The sequence below is a fragment of the Anabaena sp. TISTR 8404 genome (genome assembly GCF_056847745.1).
Genome location: NZ_CP180578.1, coordinates 4290001 through 4306306, shown reverse-complemented (window position 1 = coordinate 4306306; position 16306 = coordinate 4290001). Strand labels below are relative to the sequence as shown.

Here is a 16306-nt window from a genome sequence, read left to right as displayed (position 1 = left end):
AAGCCTGTTTCCTTTCTATATGGGTCGCCCGGGATTCGAACCCGGAACTAATCGGTTAAAAGCCGAGTACTCTACCGTTGAGTTAGCGACCCTTGCGCTTCCTTCGCAACTTTGCCATCATAGCACGAACATCTATAGATTTGTAAAGGGGTTTCTAGAAAAAATTTGCTGTCAATCTAACAGATGCTTGATAGCTGGCTCCTGGCTCTAAAACAGTCAAGTGTTCGCCTGTGTTTAGAGAGTTGCGCGGTGCGCTCCAAGGTTCCAGACAATAAAAGTCTTTGCCTTTGAGCGTCCAAAATACCACGATGGGATAGTCATCGCCGTATTCTAAAGTCAATTTTAATTTACTGCTATTGTCCGTGACTGTAGCCGATTTACCAGTTAGCGGCTTGAAGGCAACATCAATTTCATCTACGTTGAAATCAAAATTCCCACTAAAGAATTTAATTTCCTTAGTTCTCTGGTCTTGATATTCTCCAGCAGGAATGGCAAACTCTAGCTGTATTTTATCCTGGGTGAGGAAGTAAGGATGAAACCCGGTGGAAAAGGGTATCGATGTTGCAGAGGAGTTATGCAGATGTTGCTGAATTTCCAGAGTATTCCCGTTGATTTTGTAACTGAAACTTAAATGAAAATCAAAGGGATATAAGGCTTTGGTTTGCTCGTTGCTGACAAGATGGAGTTTAAGATAAGTCGTATTATCATCAGATACTTCCTCCACTTCCCAAGGTAAATCACGGGCAAAGCCATGCTGTTTGAGGGTATATTGCTGCCCGTTGTAGGTGTAGGAATTATCTGGTAGGTTGCCACAAATAGGAAAAAGAATTGGGACTCCACCCCTGACACTCAAATCAGGGTTAGCAAAACGCTCTTTATCCAAATAAAGAATTTCTTGACCTTGAACACGCCAGCCTGTGATGATACCACCCCGTTCTGGGACAACTTCTAATTCAGAACCAGAGTTTTGTTCCGACAGAACGTGGGTTTTGTACTGTTGCTGTTTAACCGTAACGGTATACACAATTTTATTCCTTAGAGGCTAGAGGCTAGAGGTTAGAGTTTAGTTCCTGTAGTTTGGGTAGAGCGTAGCGTAACCCAACAAAAGCGTTGGGTTCCACTTCGTTACACCCAACCTACGGTAATTATAAGCTAGTCCCTAGTTTCTAATAATTACTCGTCTTCTGCAAATATAAAGCGATACAATTCGCTAGGATCTGGTTCAGGACTGCTTTCGGCAAACTTAACTGCTTCGTCAATCACGTCCTGAATCTTCTTGTCAATTGCCTTTAGTTCTTCTTCACTGGCTAAATTTTGTTCCACCATATAAGCAGCCAGCTTCTTAATTGGGTCACGGGAGAACCAAAATTCTTTCTCGGCTTTGGTTCGCAGTTCGTCCGGATCGGCCAAGGAGTGACCACGGAAGCGGTAGGTAAGGGCTTCAATTAATGTTGGGCCTTCTCCAGCACGAGCGCGGGCGACGGCTTCTTGGGCTACAGACCGAACTGCGAGTACGTCCATACCGTCTACTTCTACGCCCACCATGTTAAATACGCTGGCTTTTTTGTAAATTTCTGGGTCAGAGGTGGCGCGGTCATGAGCCATCCCAATTGCCCATTTATTATTTTCCACCACAAAAATAATTGGCAGTTTCCATAAAGCTGCCATATTTAGTGTTTCAAAAAACTGACCGTTGTTAGCAGCACCATCACCAAAGAAGCAAGCGGTTACTTGGTCAGCGTTGGGGTCGCCCAAAACTTCGCGGCGATATTTGCTTTGAAAAGCTGCACCAGCCGCAACAGGAATCCCTTCTGCGACGAAAGCGTAGCCACCCAACAAACCATGTTCCGCAGAAAACATGTGCATGGAACCACCGCGTCCTTTGCTGCAACCTGTCTCTTTGCCAAATAATTCGGCCATGACTTCTCTGGCTGGAACTCCGGCACTCAGGGCGTGAACGTGGTCGCGGTAGGTACTGCTAACGAAATCTTCTCCCGGACGCATTGCTTTGATAACGCCAGTCGAAACAGCTTCTTGACCGTTATATAGGTGGACAAAACCAAACATTTTGCCCCTATAGTACATTTCAGCGCATTTATCTTCAAAAAAGCGTCCTAACACCATGTCTTCGTAAAGCATTAAGCCTTCTTCTTTGGTGATTTTGGCGCTGGCAGTATCAAATTTAGGTAACGTCCGTTCTTGAATCATTATTTTTTTAGTATCCCTGTTGTAAAACTGAAATTTACCACGTTAAATAGGCCGCTTTCTGACAAATCAGCTGCTTTGTCTAAGCTAGGTTTTGCTGGAGACAAAAACTTAAAATTTATGCGCTAAGAAGGATTATTGGGATTAGAGGAAATAAATAGGTGAATTCTGGAATTTTATAATTCGCTATCTGCGATTTTTACACCTTAAATGCAATACATGACTTCTCATGCTGCCCTCTGTTGTTTTACAATCCCAAATCCTGTACATAGGCTATCAATCAGGATAGCTTGGTTTCTGCATATCTATTAACAATTTCCTTCAAAATTAACGCCGCAACTGAATTTATTTTGCTAGATACTTGTGATCAAGACTTGAGCATGGTAACATTTTAATCCTTGTTATTATTAGCATCTACCATTACAAGTATTGCTACTATCACTGCATAGCCGGGGAAAATACTTACGTATACATCAAGCAGATAAGCTTATAAGTTGGGTATGATTAGTATGATGAACGATCGCAGCACAGTTTTGCAGTGTTTAATAGCTGATAGCAGTTATACACAAATAAATACTAAGAATTAAAACAAAGTTTCCCTCGTACCTAGGCGAAGTCAAATTAATAGTACTAAAATGTGTCTCAAAATTTCAGAGGGAACAAAATTAATTGTTGCACTATACACTTATAGTGTAAGTCCGGCACGGTGTTATTCACCGTAATATTATGGCACGGTTTTACATGCCTGGAATGCTCTAGGTGGATTATGTTGATCACGGTGCAGGGGAAGTAGGCTGTGCGAATTCCGCTAGATTACTACCGAATTTTAGGACTACCGTTAGCGGCAAGCGAAGAACAGTTGCGGCAAGCATATAGCGATCGCATTGTGCAATTGCCGCGACGAGAGTATTCTCAAGCAGCAATTTCTTCTCGTAAACAACTTATAGAAACAGCTTACGTGGTTTTATCAAATCCGAAAGAACGTAGCAGTTACGATCAGCTTTATCTGTCCCATGCTTATGACCCTGATGGTACTGCTACTGCCACAGTCACAGCAGGCAAACGCATAGACACTAATGGTGATCTTGATAGTCAAGGTCTTAGTATTGAAATTGCCCAACAAGAATTAGTTGGTGCGCTGTTAATATTGCAAGAGCTAGGAGAATATGAACTCGTCCTTAAATTAGGTCGTACCTACCTAGCCAATCATCACAGTACAGCCTCTACCAAAATAGGTAATCCTCTTACTGAGGAAGACTTTCTCGAAACGAGTGACCATCCAGATATTGTCCTGACTCTGGCTTTAGCTTGTCTAGAATTAGGGCGGGAACAGTGGCAGCAAGGTTATTACGAAAATGCCGCAGTTTCTCTAGAATCTGGGTTAGATATGCTGGCTAGTGAAGGAATATTCTCTAGCGTCCAGGCAGAAATTCAGGCTGATCTTTATAAATTACGTCCTTATCGGGTTTTAGAATTACTAGAGTTACCTTTAGAGAAGACTGGAGAACGCCGCCAAGGGTTGGAATTATTGCAGAGCCTCCTTGACGATCGCGGCGGTATTGATGGAACTAACAACGATCAATCGGGTTTAAGTATAGATGACTTTCTACGATTTATTCAGCAAATACGCAACTACTTAACAGTTGCCGAACAACACAAGTTATTTGAAGCAGAAAGTAAGCGTCCATCGGCTGTGGCCACTTACCTAGCAGTTTATGCTTTGATTGCTAGAGGATTTGCCCAACGTCAACCGGCGTTAATTCGTCAGGCCAGACAAATGCTGATGCATTTAGGTAAGCGTCAAGATGTGCATTTAGAACAGTCACTCTGTGCGCTATTGTTGGGGCAAACTGAAGAAGCAACCCGTGTTTTAGAAATGAGTCAGGAGTATGAAGCTTTAGCTTTTATTCGAGAAAAATCCCAAGACTCTCCTGATTTATTACCGGGGTTGTGCCTGTATGGTGAACAGTGGTTACAACATGAAGTGTTTCCACATTTTCGTGATCTGTCAAGACAGCAAGCTGCTCTCAAAGATTACTTTGCTAACCCGCAAGTGCAAGCATATTTAGAAGCACTGCCTACAGATGCAGAAACTAGCAACGAGTGGGGTGTAATTAATCGTCAACCTTTTGCTTCACCACAACCCAATAATCATCGTCAACAAAATCATGCGCCTGGGGTTGCTCGCCAGAATCACGCTAGAATGCCTGATCTGGATTTGCCAGAAACTCCAAACCAAAGAAGCACTGAGTATCCCAACTCGCCACTTCCGAGATGGAACACACCACCTGCATCACCTGCGGTAAATCATACCCAGCCACCAGAAATACCTGTGGCATCTTCTACCACCGCACGACCAGAAAAACCAACTAGTCATCATCTAAATGGTAAAGGTGCTGCGCCTACGCCTCGTCCTACGCAAAAGCGCAGACGGCGTAAGCCTCCTAGTCAACAAGTTAACCGAGAACATGGGTTAGATAATAATCGCGATCGCCGGACTCGGCAACGGCGTACTGTCAGCAGCAGTTTAGACAGTAAAACACGCTTAGTCTGGACAGTGTTTGCTTCATTAGCTGGTATATTGGTCTTCTGGCTGATAGTTTCCACAACTTTTGGTTGGTTAAAAGATATATTTTTCCCGGCTCCTGCTTTAGAAGGTAAGCAGTTGTCTGTGCAACTAAATCAACCACCAATAGAAATTCCTAATGGCTATAGCGAGTTACTCCCACCTGATGGCCCGCTTACAGATGCAACCGCCGAAGAGGTAATTCGGACTTGGCTTTCTACCAAAGCCCTAGCTTTGGGACCAAACCATGATGTTGAGAGTCTCAGCGATATCTTAACTGGTTCATCTTTATCTCAATGGCGATTAATTGCCCAGCAAGATAAATTAGATAACCGTTATCGCCAGTACGACCACAGCGTTAAAGTCGAATTTGTGAGTAAAAATGAGCTAGACCCCAATCGCGCCGCAGTTTTAGCTACTGTCAAAGAAGCAACACAATTTTATGAAAATGGTCAGAAGAAAAAGTCTTCTAACGAAAGTTTGCGGGTTCGCTATGATTTAATTCGACGAGAAGGTAAATGGCGAATTCAGAGTATGTATGTTGTAAATCAAGTGAGCATGAACTTTTAAAACTCAGCCAGCTTAATCATCTTCAGCTGTTTCCCATTTGATTTGCATATTTAATGGCGTTAACGGTTGACTGTCAACGGTCAACTGTTAAACGTCAACAATCAAAAACACCATGAAAAGATTGTGTAATGAATAAGTATTTTCGCTGAGCAAAGCTTTGAGCAATTAAAAATGGTTTCAATTTATGTGACTACCGCTATATATGCAAATCTCTAGTAATGCGAGTAGGAATATATTTAGTTTAGTTAAGTACCATAAAAAAGGTTGCAGTTTGTAACATTAATCGCAGTGCTTATTGCAGTTTGTAAATATTTTGTGTAACTGAAAGGAATATTCCTTTAGACTGAATCTCAATTGCAAAGTATTGGGATCGAGGCAAATGCATTCGATGAATTTTTTGTGTCATGAATTTGTAGTTGCTGTTTCCTTTGGTGCTTGTGTTCTTGGTTTAGTATTACTCTGGGACGGTAAGCAACCAAAAGATGACATAGAAGAAACAGAAAAGATTTTATTTAGAATGAGCTTTTCTTACTGGCTTGTATATTGTGTTGCTTTTGCGCTAGAAAAGGTAATTTTACCTGACTGGGAATCTGTAGTGATGTCTTTGAAAATCACTACAGCATTGTCATATTTTTTAACTTTTTCTTGTATTTTGAGTTTACCGCTACATAAATTTGCAGTACGTCGGGTTGAAGAATAGTTAACTGAAGTATGAAGTGTGAAGTGTGAAGTCTGGAATTATATCTAATATAAAGGTATGGGTTATAGGCGAGGTTTGTACCACTTTTTTAGTCAAAAGCTTTGAATTACTATGAACTAGTAACTGTTAAGCTGATTGATGTTTCATAGCGATCGCAATAGCTGTTTGAAGTTCATCCTGGACTAAACTAGTCAGGATGAACACCTCTTGTACTGTCTTACCGTGTCTAGCGATAACTTTGTAACCCCCGCGAATTGGCACAGATATGCGTAATTGCATTTTTGGGCTATGACCTTTTACCCTTCCAATTACCCCTGGGGTAACGGTGTGAATGCCATCTTGCTGGCAGAGAAGTTCTAAAATAGGTATAAGACCGGGAAGATGGGTAGAGTGATTCCAAACGAGTCTGCCATCTTTGCGGTTATTTGCTTTTTGGGAGCCTGTATTTTTGCCCATGATGTTAAGCTGCTTCTAGGGGAGCCATTGTTAAACCGGCTCGCCGCAGCTGTTGGTGATACAATTCTGCTGGTTCTTGGGGGCCTACCCAAACGATCGCTTGCCCTTCATAATGAACCTGATTAGTTAAATCCCAAGCGCGATCGCTAGTCATATTCGGGATATACTTCATCAAACACTCAGCGACGTGTTGAAAAGTATTGAAGTCATCGTTTAAAACAATAACCTTGTAATTGGGATACGGTTTGCGAATAGTTTGACTAGACCGTTCAGGAGCAACAGTTGGTGCTGTACCCATTCCGTACACAGCTGCTGAAAGTCTTGTAATCATAAGACAATTGGCTAACAAGATTTTACAAAACTACATTATAAGTAAATAGTTTAGTCCATAGTCTGACGTGTATGAGTTATTGGTATACCAACCAAGGGTGCAAGGGAGAATAAATAATAACTATTGACTATTGACCATTGACTAATAATAGGTAAACCTAGCAGGAAGCACATCACAAACTACCTGCTAGGAAATGAAGATCTATTCTCGCCATGTTTGAAGGGTAGAGCTTATTTGTAATCAATAATGCCTATCCTTAGTTAGGATAACCAAATTGTTGGTACAACAGGGTTAAGAAAAGTCAATCAATTAGTTAACGCTTTGGGAAAGTCAATAAGCAACAGGCAAACAAATAGCTTCTTTCCATTCCTTATTCCCTTTTCAAACTGCTGTAATATTTGATGAATCAAGGTTTTCCATCCAAAATCACGTCACTTGCTACAACGGAGGGAGCCTCTGCAACGCAGTGGCTCCAAAATCTAAAATCCAAAATTGGTATCACACTCTCGTAAAAAACCTACTCCTGTCAGGAGTAGGGAGTAGGGGATAGTATGAAAATGAAATCTAGTTGTACTACTATCACTAACAGAAGTAGCATCAGTAAATGCTATGTATGAATGCAGCGAAAGACTTAGTGCTAGTTGGTGGTGGTCACAGTCATGCGATCGCCCTAAGAATGTTTGGCATGAAACCATTACCAGGAGTACGTTTAACTTTAATTACTCCAGCATCAGATACACCTTATTCTGGAATGTTACCAGGACACATTGCTGGATTATATAGTTATGAGGAATGCCACATTAATTTGCGGAAATTGGCTAACTTTGCTCATGCAAAGTTATGTATAGACCAAGCCATTGGTCTAGATTTAGAAAATCACAAAGTCATTTGCGCTAACCATCCTCCTGTAAATTTTGATGTTTTGTCTATTGATATTGGTAGCACTCCAGCCACAACATCTGTACCTGGTGCCGCAGAATATGCAATCCCAGCTAAACCAGTAGCAAAGCTGCTAGAAAATTGGTATAAACTGCTGCAAAGCTTTAACGATAATCCCCAACAACAACTGAAAATTGCCATTGTTGGTGGTGGTGCTGGTGGCGTAGAATTAGCACTCTCAATACAAACACATTTACAGCAGATACTGATTGCTAACAAACAACCAATTCAAAATCTAGAAATTCACTTATTTCAGCGCCATCAGGAAATTTTGCCTCATTACCATTTTTCAGTGCAGCGTCAGGTACAAAAAATCTTCACCAGTCGAGATATTAAGCTGCATCTAGGGGAATCTGTATCTCAAATTGCACCTGTGGATAATCAGAGAACTGAAGAATTATTTACAGTGAAATGTGAATCTGGGTTAGGAGTAGAGTGCCAAAGAATTTTTTGGGTAACACAAGCATCAGCACCAGACTGGTTAAAAACTACAGGATTAGGGACTGATGAACAAGGCTTTATTTCAGTCAATGACACATTGCAATCTCAAACGCACCCACAGGTATTTGCAGCAGGTGATATTGCCACAATGGTAAATCATCCCCGGCCAAAAGCGGGTGTATTTGCGGTGCGTCAGGGTAAGCCTTTATTTGAAAACTTGCAACGAATTATCTTAAGCAAGCCACTCAAACCTTATAGACCACAGCAGCAATATTTAAGTCTAATTGGTACAGGCGACAAAAGAGCGATCGCCACCAAAGGCGCATTCACCTTACCACCTCACCCTCTACTATGGTGCTGGAAAGATTGGATTGACCGTCGCTTTATGGAGCAGTTTAGTAGATAATACTGTTTATCCACACTAAAAGATAACTTGCGATCTTCAAAACTTGCATCACACAGTACGATATTATGTACTATGATATTTTTCGCTGGACTGAACATAGGGTTGTCTTTTCATTCCCTAAACAGTGAGCGAAGTCATCTACTGGATTTTAATTTTTACATCCGATGTCTGCATTCTTTAATAAATTGTATTGATCAACACTTTGAACATTTGTCTTTGCATGGTCAAATAAAAATAATTTAATAAATTTCTTGATAAATAAGAAAATAGCATCAATTGGCTTACATTTGATAACCTTTACGATTAAATTATTTGCAATTTCTAAGAACTACATAGCTATTCACTGATGAAAAACGCTTTTATTCGTACCACAGCACTACTACCTGTTTTTGCTTTATTACTAACCGCCTGTGGTGGTTCTAACACCAACACAAATACTACAATTAATAGCGCAGTAACCACAGAAACATCAGGCGTTATCCCTATTGGTATTGCTGTGGCACAAACTAGCAATGTTGCATTACTTGGTCAAGAACAAGTTGCTGGCGCTAAAATTGCTGAGAAATATTTTAATGATCAAGGTGGTATCAATGGTACACCTATTAAATTAGTATTTCAAGATACTGCTGGTGATGAAGCTGGAACAATCAATGCCTTTCAAGCATTAATTAATAAAGATAAAGTAGTTGGAATTGTTGGCCCGACTTTATCACAACAAGCTTTTAGTGCTGACCCGATTGCTGAACGTTCTAAAATCCCAGTAATTGGGCCATCAAACACAGCTAAAGGTATACCCGAAATTGGTGATTATATTGCGCGTGTTTCTGCACCTGTTTCTGTTGTTGCACCTAATTCAATTAAAGCTGCACTCAAGCTAAATCCTAAGATTAAAAAAGTTGCAGTTTTCTATGCACAAAATGATGCGTTCAGCAAATCAGAAACAGAAATTTTTCAGGAAACTGTTAAACAGCAAAATTTAGAACTAGTTACAGTCCAAAAATTCCAAACTAGCGATACAGATTTTCAAAGCCAAGCCACCAATGCTATTAATCTTAAACCAGATTTAGTGATTATTTCTGGTTTAGCAGCTGATGGTGGTAACTTAGTGCGACAACTAAGAGAACTAGGCTATAAAGGCTTAATTGTTGGTGGTAATGGTCTGAATACCTCCAATATATTCCCAGTTTGTAAAGCACTTTGCGATGGTTTACTAATTGCTCAAGCATACAGCCCAGAACATCCAGGTGAGATTAATGCAGTATTTCGTAAAGCTTATGTAGACCAATTTAAAAAAGAACCACCACAATTTAGCGCTCAAGCTTTTGCAGCAGTTCAGGTATATGTAGAAGCATTAAAATATTTAGATCAAAAGAGCAAAGTGAATAAATTACAACTACCAGCATTACGAACAGAATTGAATCAGCAGTTACTAGCTGGTAAGTATAATACACCTTTGGGTGAAATAGGTTTTACACCGCTAGGAGAAGTTGTACAAAAAGATTTTTATGTAGCTCAAATCAAAATGGAACCAGACGGTAGTAAAGGTAAATTCACATTTTTAAAATAGTGGCTAAATGGATATTAGTCTGTTTTTCCAACAATTATTAAATGGGTTATCAATTGGCAGTGTCTATGCAATTTTTGCTTTAGGATATACCCTTGTTTACTCTATTTTAGGCATCATTAACTTAGCTCATGGTGCAATTTTTACCCTGGGTGCTTATTTTACTTACGCACTCATGGGTGGAACTTTTGGATTTAATGGTTTGCTGGCTAATGTTAGCCTACCAGTACAATTACCATTTGCCATATCCTTGATTATAGGAAGCGTCTTAGCTGGACTGGTGGGAGTTGCAATGGAACGTATTGCTTTTCTACCGTTGCGTCGTCAAGGATCTGACCCTTTATTAACAGTTGTTTCTAGCTTGGGCGTAGCAGTAGTAATTGTTAACTTAATTCAGTATTTAGTAGGGGCAGAAAGTTATACATATCCAGCCAATACTTTTGGTAATTTACCACCTGCAATTAACTTTGGCACAGAAGAAAAACCAATTCCGATTCGCAGCGTGCAAGTGTTAATTTTTGTTGTGTCAATGGTAATTGTGGCAATTCTTACCTATTTTATCAATCGAACTAAATATGGTAAGGCTATGCAAGCGATCGCCGAAGATCCAACAACAGCTAGTTTACTAGGAATTAACAGCGATCGCTTCATTGTTTTGACATTCTTCATCAGCAGTTTCCTGGCAGGATTAGCCGGAACATTGGTGGCTTCTAGTGTGAGTATCGCTGGCCCATACTTTGGTATCGCCTTTGGATTGCGGGGTTTAGCAGTGATAGTCTTGGGAGGTTTGGGTAGTATTCCTGGTGCTGTGCTAGGAGGATTACTCATTGGATTAGTAGAAGCTTTTGTCCCCGCTGAATATTCCGGTTACAAAGATGCCGTAGCTTTTGGAATATTGTTTATCATGCTATTAGTTAGACCTCAAGGTTTACTGGGTCGGCGATTCATTCAGAAAGTCTAATAAAGTCTGCATTCTGGCAATTTATGGCTGAATTTTTTTCAACTTATGGTTCGCTAATTGTCTCTATGGTACTGGGGGCATTATTAGGACTTTCTTTATATTTACCTTTAATGACTGGGCAATTATCTTTAGCAAGCCCAGGATTCTATGCTTTAGGTGGATATATCGCAGCGATTTTATCCACAAAAGTTTTTACATCCAGTAGTAATTTATTTCCCCTACATTTAGTTTTATTGGAAATGTTAATTGCTGGTTTAGTGTCCGGAATATTAGGTGTAGTAGTAGGGATTCCGGCGCTAAGATTAAGGGGAATTTATTTAGCGATCGCCACTATTGCTTTTGTCGAAGTTTTGCGAGTTCTTTCCTTAAATTTAGAAATAACAGGCGGTGCTGTCGGGATTTTTGGTATACCTCAACCCTTCCAAAATCAAATCGAATATTTATGGATTGCTTTACCATTACTATTGATTAGTATGGTGTTATTCTATCGTTTAGAACGCGTGCGAGTGGGTAGGGCATTTACAGCTATCCGCGAAGACGAATTAGCCGCAGGGGCAATGGGAATTAATCCCACCTACTACAAAGTTTTAGCTTTTACTCTGGGTGCAATTCTTGCTGGAGTTGTGGGTGCAATTAGCGCCCATTTTCTTAACACGTGGAATGCACGACAAGGTACATTTGATGCCAGTATTATTTACTTGACTTTTGTCTTAATTGGTGGTTCAAGAACTTTTTTAGGTTCAGTAGTAGGCGGTATGGTATTTACAGCCTTACCAGAAATTTTACGCGGTATCGCAGATTCAGGTATTTTTCCTAATTGGTTAAGTTGGTTAGCGCAATTTCTCCGAGATGGACGATTAATTATTTTTGGTTTACTTATAGTTATAGGTACTATATTTTTCCCTCAAGGTTTAATTACTCCTGAGATTTTTACAATTTATAAGGCAAGGAAAAAGGAAATAAAAGATAAAATATAAGTTTAAAGATGTCTCAAACTATTTCTCCAGATAAAAGCAAAGTTATATTAGAAGCTAACTCACTAACCCGCCGCTTTGATGGTTTAGTAGCAGTAAATAATGTATCTTTTAAAGTTAATCAACATGAGATTTTTGGATTAATTGGCCCGAATGGTGCTGGGAAAACAACTTTATTTAATTTAATTACAGCCCTGATTCCTCCTTCGGATGGAGGATTAATTTATCAAGGCAGAAAAATATCCCAACTACGCCCCCATCAAATTGCGGGTTTAGGTATTGCTAGAACTTTTCAGAACATTCGCTTATTTGGCGAATTATCAGCGTTAGAAAATGTTATTATTGCCAGGCATTTGCATACTAAAAGTAATATGATTACAGGAGTTTTGGGATTGCCCCCTGCTCCCAATGAAGAATATCAAAGTAAACAAAAAGCTTTAGAATTATTAGAACTAGTAGGATTGAGTGATCGCACAGAAGAGAAAGCTAAAAATTTCGCTTATGGTGACCAACGTCGCTTAGAAATTGCTCGTGCTTTAGCGTTAGAACCACAAATTTTACTTTTAGATGAACCAGCAGCAGGGATGAACCCCAGCGAGAAAAAGCATCTCAGTGAATTTATCCGCAATATACGCGATCGCTTCAGTTTAACGATTATTCTGATTGAGCATCACGTACCATTAGTGATGGGTTTGTGCGATCGTATTGCTGTATTAGATTTTGGACAAATAATTGCTATAGGTGAACCATCAGTAGTCAGAAATAATCCGGCTGTAATTGAAGCTTATTTAGGAAATGAATAATCTTCCTACAATTACAGCCGAATTGAGCATAAGGCGGTATCTTGCTGAGACAGCACCGTAATGTTAGACAAAAAGTAGTGTGCGTAGTAGTTTCGAGGCTTGTAAAACTCACACAGATGTTTTCTTCAGCAAAGGATAACCCAACTTTTCTCGCTGTTCTACATATAGTTGTGCTACTTTTCGTGCTAAATGACGAATCCTGGCAATATAGCGAGTTCTTTCCGTTACAGAAATTACTCCTCTAGCATCCAGTAGATTGAAAGTATGCGAACACTTCATTACATAGTCTAAGCTTGGTAAGACTAAACCACGCTCCGTCAACTGGTTAGCTTCCTGCTCATACAAATTAAATAATGTTAACAGCATCTCAGGATTTGATGCTTCAAAATTATAAGTACTCTGTTCAATCTCATTTTGCAGGAAAACATCTCCATAAGTAATGTTGTCTGTCCACTGAAGCTTTGTAATTGCTTCAACTTGCTGGAGATACATCGCTAACCGCTCTAATCCGTATGTAATTTCAATCGATACAGGTCTGCAATCTACTCCACCACATTGTTGGAAGTAGGTAAATTGAGTAATTTCCATCCCATCCAACCATACTTCCCAACCAGTACCCCAAGCACCTACCGTTGCATCTTCCCAGTTGTCTTCCACAAACCGAATATCATGGTCTTCCGGACGAATACCCAAAGCCCTCAAAGAATCAAGATAAATTTCCTGAATATTATCTGGCGACGGCTTAATTAAAACTTGGTACTGATAATAATGCTGGAAGCGGTTAGGGTTTTCGCCGTAGCGTCCATCTGTAGGACGACGGCATGGTTCAACATACGCCACAGCCCAAGGTTCCGGGCCCAAGGCTCTTAAAAATGTATGCGGATTTTTAGTACCAGCCCCTTTCTCAATGTCGTATGGCTGAGCAATTAAGCAACCGCGATCGCTCCAGAATTGATGCAGTGTGGCTATTACCGACTGAAAATTCACGCTCTACCCTTCCTTACTCTGCACAGTGCATTCACTATTGTGAACTAGAAAGTCTATCAGTAGGGAGTTTCCAGAGGTGCGAAAAAAATTTTTGGAAAAGAGGTTGACACTATTAAGTAGGTTAGTTATATTGAATAAGTGCCTGAGAGAGGCGGACGCGGAAAAGCGTCGCTCGATAGGGAACCGAACCATGAAAAGATTATAGTTTGAAAGCAATCATAGCACAAGTAGCCTGCGTCAAGTAAATAAAATAACCAGGCTGAGGTTAAAAAAGCGCAGCCATATAGAGAGCTAAAAACAAACGATTCAAAACGGAGAGTTTGATCCTGGCTCAGGATGAACGCTGGCGGTATGCTTAACACATGCAAGTCGAACGGTCTCTTCGGAGATAGTGGCGGACGGGTGAGTAACGCGTGAGAATCTGGCTTCAGGTCGGGGATAACTACTGGAAACGGTGGCTAATACCGGATGTGCCGAAAGGTGAAAGGCTTGCTGCCTGAAGATGAGCTCGCGTCTGATTAGCTAGTTGGTGTGGTAAGAGCGCACCAAGGCGACGATCAGTAGCTGGTCTGAGAGGATGATCAGCCACACTGGGACTGAGACACGGCCCAGACTCCTACGGGAGGCAGCAGTGGGGAATTTTCCGCAATGGGCGAAAGCCTGACGGAGCAATACCGCGTGAGGGAGGAAGGCTCTTGGGTTGTAAACCTCTTTTCTCAAGGAATAACAAAATGAAGGTACTTGAGGAATCAGCATCGGCTAACTCCGTGCCAGCAGCCGCGGTAATACGGAGGATGCAAGCGTTATCCGGAATGATTGGGCGTAAAGCGTCCGCAGGTGGCTATGTAAGTCTGCTGTTAAAGAGCAAAGCTTAACTTTGTAAAAGCAGTGGAAACTACATAGCTAGAGTGCGTTCGGGGTAGAGGGAATTCCTGGTGTAGCGGTGAAATGCGTAGAGATCAGGAAGAACACCGGTGGCGAAGGCGCTCTACTAGGCCGCAACTGACACTGAGGGACGAAAGCTAGGGGAGCGAATGGGATTAGATACCCCAGTAGTCCTAGCCGTAAACGATGGATACTAGGCGTTGCGAGTATCGACCCTCGCAGTGCCGGAGCCAACGCGTTAAGTATCCCGCCTGGGGAGTACGCACGCAAGTGTGAAACTCAAAGGAATTGACGGGGGCCCGCACAAGCGGTGGAGTATGTGGTTTAATTCGATGCAACGCGAAGAACCTTACCAAGACTTGACATGTCGCGAATCTTCTTGAAAGGGAAGAGTGCCTTCGGGAGCGCGAACACAGGTGGTGCATGGCTGTCGTCAGCTCGTGTCGTGAGATGTTGGGTTAAGTCCCGCAACGAGCGCAACCCTCGTTTTTAGTTGCCAGCATTAAGTTGGGCACTCTAGAGAGACTGCCGGTGACAAACCGGAGGAAGGTGGGGATGACGTCAAGTCAGCATGCCCCTTACGTCTTGGGCTACACACGTACTACAATGCTACGAACAGAGGGCAGCAAGCGTGCGAACGCAAGCAAATCCCGGAAATCGTAGCTCAGTTCAGATCGAAGGCTGCAACTCGCCTTCGTGAAGGAGGAATCGCTAGTAATTGCAGGTCAGCATACTGCAGTGAATTCGTTCCCGGGCCTTGTACACACCGCCCGTCACACCATGGAAGCTGGCAACGCCCGAAGTCATTACCCCAACTTTTCGGAGAGGGGGATGCCTAAGGCAGTGCTGGTGACTGGGGTGAAGTCGTAACAAGGTAGCCGTACCGGAAGGTGTGGCTGGATCACCTCCTTTTAGGGAGACCTACCCACTCAAGTATCGAAAGCAAACAGCAAATAGAAACTGAGATGGTCAACCGAGGTCGGTCGCAGAGAGAAGTGCCTGCTTTCAAACTATAGGTTGGTTCGCATTGGGGCTATTAGCTCAGGTGGTTAGAGCGCACCCCTGATAAGGGTGAGGTCCCTGGTTCGAGTCCAGGATGGCCCACCTAAAGAATTTTAGATTTTAAATTGTGGATTTTAGATTGTTATTGTTCAATCCGAAATCGCAAATCAAAAATCCAAAATTCATGATGGGGGTTTAGCTCAGTTGGTAGAGCGCCTGCTTTGCAAGCAGGATGTCAGCGGTTCGAGTCCGCTAACCTCCACCTGAAAAGCAAAATAACCAAAAAAAGGAACAGACAGCAACTAACGATAGTTAGACTGCTGGGAGTGATTCCAGCCAGAACCTTGAAAACTGCATAGAAACGCGATTAATAGCAGGCAGACGAATCGAAGTGCTGAGTGCTGAGTGCGGAATGTTGAGTGAATCAGCGGCAAGCACGAAGTAAACAGAACCAAGAAAAGTTTGCATGGATAAGCCAAATGTAAAGTGGTCAAGCGAATAAGAGCTAATGGTGGA

General features: G+C 41.6%; 13 protein-coding genes, 3 tRNA genes and 2 rRNA genes (1 of these 18 cut by a window edge). 11 read left to right on the top strand and 7 right to left on the bottom strand.

The features are described 5' to 3' along the window. Positions 1-20: 20 nt before the first annotated feature. From ACMX3D_RS18630 to pdhA, 3 genes are all read right to left on the bottom strand, one after another. Positions 21-92, bottom strand: a tRNA-Lys gene (locus ACMX3D_RS18630). Between the two features lie 62 nt (positions 93-154). Further along, complete coding sequence (locus ACMX3D_RS18625; protein WP_482747355.1) at positions 155-1024, bottom strand: aldose epimerase family protein; 870 nt, start codon at positions 1022-1024, stop codon at positions 155-157. 149 nt (positions 1025-1173) lie between these two features. Next, on the bottom strand, positions 1174-2208 hold the full coding sequence (gene pdhA, locus ACMX3D_RS18620; RefSeq protein WP_482747354.1) for a pyruvate dehydrogenase (acetyl-transferring) E1 component subunit alpha: 1035 nt from the start codon (positions 2206-2208) through the stop codon (positions 1174-1176). Between the two features lie 793 nt (positions 2209-3001). On the opposite strand from pdhA, the gene ACMX3D_RS18615 reads away from it, so the two are divergent. Further along, positions 3002-5341, top strand: a complete 2340-nt coding sequence (locus ACMX3D_RS18615) for an IMS domain-containing protein (RefSeq protein ID WP_482747353.1) — start codon at positions 3002-3004, stop codon at positions 5339-5341. Between the two features lie 379 nt (positions 5342-5720). Then, positions 5721-6041: a hypothetical protein gene (locus ACMX3D_RS18610; protein WP_482747352.1), complete on the top strand. Its 321-nt coding sequence runs from the start codon at positions 5721-5723 to the stop codon at positions 6039-6041. Between the two features lie 126 nt (positions 6042-6167). Here the strand turns inward: ACMX3D_RS18610 and ACMX3D_RS18605 are convergent, their stop codons facing one another. Both ACMX3D_RS18605 and clpS read right to left on the bottom strand, forming a co-directional pair. Further along, positions 6168-6497, bottom strand: coding sequence for a DUF2103 domain-containing protein (locus ACMX3D_RS18605; RefSeq protein ID WP_482747351.1), 330 nt, complete (start codon positions 6495-6497; stop codon positions 6168-6170). 4 nt (positions 6498-6501) lie between these two features. Then, positions 6502-6828, bottom strand: a complete 327-nt coding sequence (clpS, locus tag ACMX3D_RS18600; RefSeq protein ID WP_482747350.1) for an ATP-dependent Clp protease adapter ClpS — start codon at positions 6826-6828, stop codon at positions 6502-6504. Between the two features lie 613 nt (positions 6829-7441). Between clpS and ACMX3D_RS18595 the strand changes: the two genes are divergently transcribed. The 5 genes from ACMX3D_RS18595 (at position 7442) to ACMX3D_RS18575 (ending at position 12916) form a co-directional block, all read left to right on the top strand. Then, positions 7442-8614, top strand: a complete 1173-nt coding sequence (locus ACMX3D_RS18595) for an FAD-dependent oxidoreductase (RefSeq protein ID WP_482747349.1) — start codon at positions 7442-7444, stop codon at positions 8612-8614. Between the two features lie 346 nt (positions 8615-8960). Further along, positions 8961-10181 (top strand): ABC transporter substrate-binding protein, encoded by a 1221-nt coding sequence (locus tag ACMX3D_RS18590; protein WP_482747348.1) that lies wholly within the window; start codon positions 8961-8963, stop codon positions 10179-10181. A gap of 7 nt (positions 10182-10188) precedes the next feature. Next, positions 10189-11139: a branched-chain amino acid ABC transporter permease gene (locus tag ACMX3D_RS18585; RefSeq protein ID WP_482747347.1), complete on the top strand. Its 951-nt coding sequence runs from the start codon at positions 10189-10191 to the stop codon at positions 11137-11139. A gap of 23 nt (positions 11140-11162) precedes the next feature. Beyond that, positions 11163-12116: a branched-chain amino acid ABC transporter permease gene (locus ACMX3D_RS18580; protein WP_482747346.1), complete on the top strand. Its 954-nt coding sequence runs from the start codon at positions 11163-11165 to the stop codon at positions 12114-12116. A gap of 8 nt (positions 12117-12124) precedes the next feature. Next, a complete protein-coding gene (locus ACMX3D_RS18575) occupies positions 12125-12916 on the top strand; it encodes an ABC transporter ATP-binding protein (protein WP_482747345.1) in 792 nt (263 codons plus the stop codon). 108 nt (positions 12917-13024) lie between these two features. Here the strand turns inward: ACMX3D_RS18575 and glyQ are convergent, their stop codons facing one another. Then, positions 13025-13903, bottom strand: coding sequence for a glycine--tRNA ligase subunit alpha (glyQ, locus tag ACMX3D_RS18570; protein WP_482747344.1), 879 nt, complete (start codon positions 13901-13903; stop codon positions 13025-13027). Positions 13904-14211: 308 nt separating this feature from the next. On the opposite strand from glyQ, the gene ACMX3D_RS18565 reads away from it, so the two are divergent. The 3 genes from ACMX3D_RS18565 (at position 14212) to ACMX3D_RS18555 (ending at position 16052) form a co-directional block, all read left to right on the top strand. Next, positions 14212-15700, top strand: a 16S ribosomal RNA gene (locus ACMX3D_RS18565). A gap of 118 nt (positions 15701-15818) precedes the next feature. Further along, positions 15819-15892: transfer RNA gene (locus ACMX3D_RS18560), tRNA-Ile, on the top strand. An 87-nt stretch (positions 15893-15979) separates the two neighbouring features. Continuing rightward, positions 15980-16052: transfer RNA gene (locus ACMX3D_RS18555), tRNA-Ala, on the top strand. 50 nt (positions 16053-16102) lie between these two features. Here ACMX3D_RS18555 and ACMX3D_RS18550 read toward each other — a convergent pair. Then, positions 16103-16258 carry a hypothetical protein gene (locus tag ACMX3D_RS18550; RefSeq protein WP_482747343.1) on the bottom strand — a complete coding sequence of 52 codons (156 nt, stop codon included), beginning with the start codon at positions 16256-16258 and terminating at the stop codon, positions 16103-16105. A 20-nt stretch (positions 16259-16278) separates the two neighbouring features. Between ACMX3D_RS18550 and ACMX3D_RS18545 the strand changes: the two genes are divergently transcribed. Continuing rightward, positions 16279-16306: ribosomal RNA gene (locus tag ACMX3D_RS18545) — 23S ribosomal RNA — on the top strand; it runs 2792 nt beyond the window's last position. Together the 16S and 23S rRNA genes with 2 tRNA genes alongside form the textbook arrangement of a ribosomal RNA operon.

Coding starts and splice junctions, on each gene's coding strand:
- pdhA (WP_482747354.1), bottom strand. CDS start 2,208: ATGATTCAAGAACGGACGTTACCTAAATTTGATACTGCCAGCGCCAAA.
- ACMX3D_RS18610 (WP_482747352.1), top strand. CDS start 5,721: ATGCATTCGATGAATTTTTTGTGTCATGAATTTGTAGTTGCTGTTTCC.
- ACMX3D_RS18605 (WP_482747351.1), bottom strand. CDS start 6,497: ATGGGCAAAAATACAGGCTCCCAAAAAGCAAATAACCGCAAAGATGGC.
- clpS (WP_482747350.1), bottom strand. CDS start 6,828: ATGATTACAAGACTTTCAGCAGCTGTGTACGGAATGGGTACAGCACCA.
- ACMX3D_RS18595 (WP_482747349.1), top strand. CDS start 7,442: ATGAATGCAGCGAAAGACTTAGTGCTAGTTGGTGGTGGTCACAGTCAT.
- ACMX3D_RS18590 (WP_482747348.1), top strand. CDS start 8,961: ATGAAAAACGCTTTTATTCGTACCACAGCACTACTACCTGTTTTTGCT.
- ACMX3D_RS18585 (WP_482747347.1), top strand. CDS start 10,189: ATGGATATTAGTCTGTTTTTCCAACAATTATTAAATGGGTTATCAATT.
- ACMX3D_RS18580 (WP_482747346.1), top strand. CDS start 11,163: ATGGCTGAATTTTTTTCAACTTATGGTTCGCTAATTGTCTCTATGGTA.
- ACMX3D_RS18575 (WP_482747345.1), top strand. CDS start 12,125: ATGTCTCAAACTATTTCTCCAGATAAAAGCAAAGTTATATTAGAAGCT.
- ACMX3D_RS18550 (WP_482747343.1), bottom strand. CDS start 16,258: ATGCAAACTTTTCTTGGTTCTGTTTACTTCGTGCTTGCCGCTGATTCA.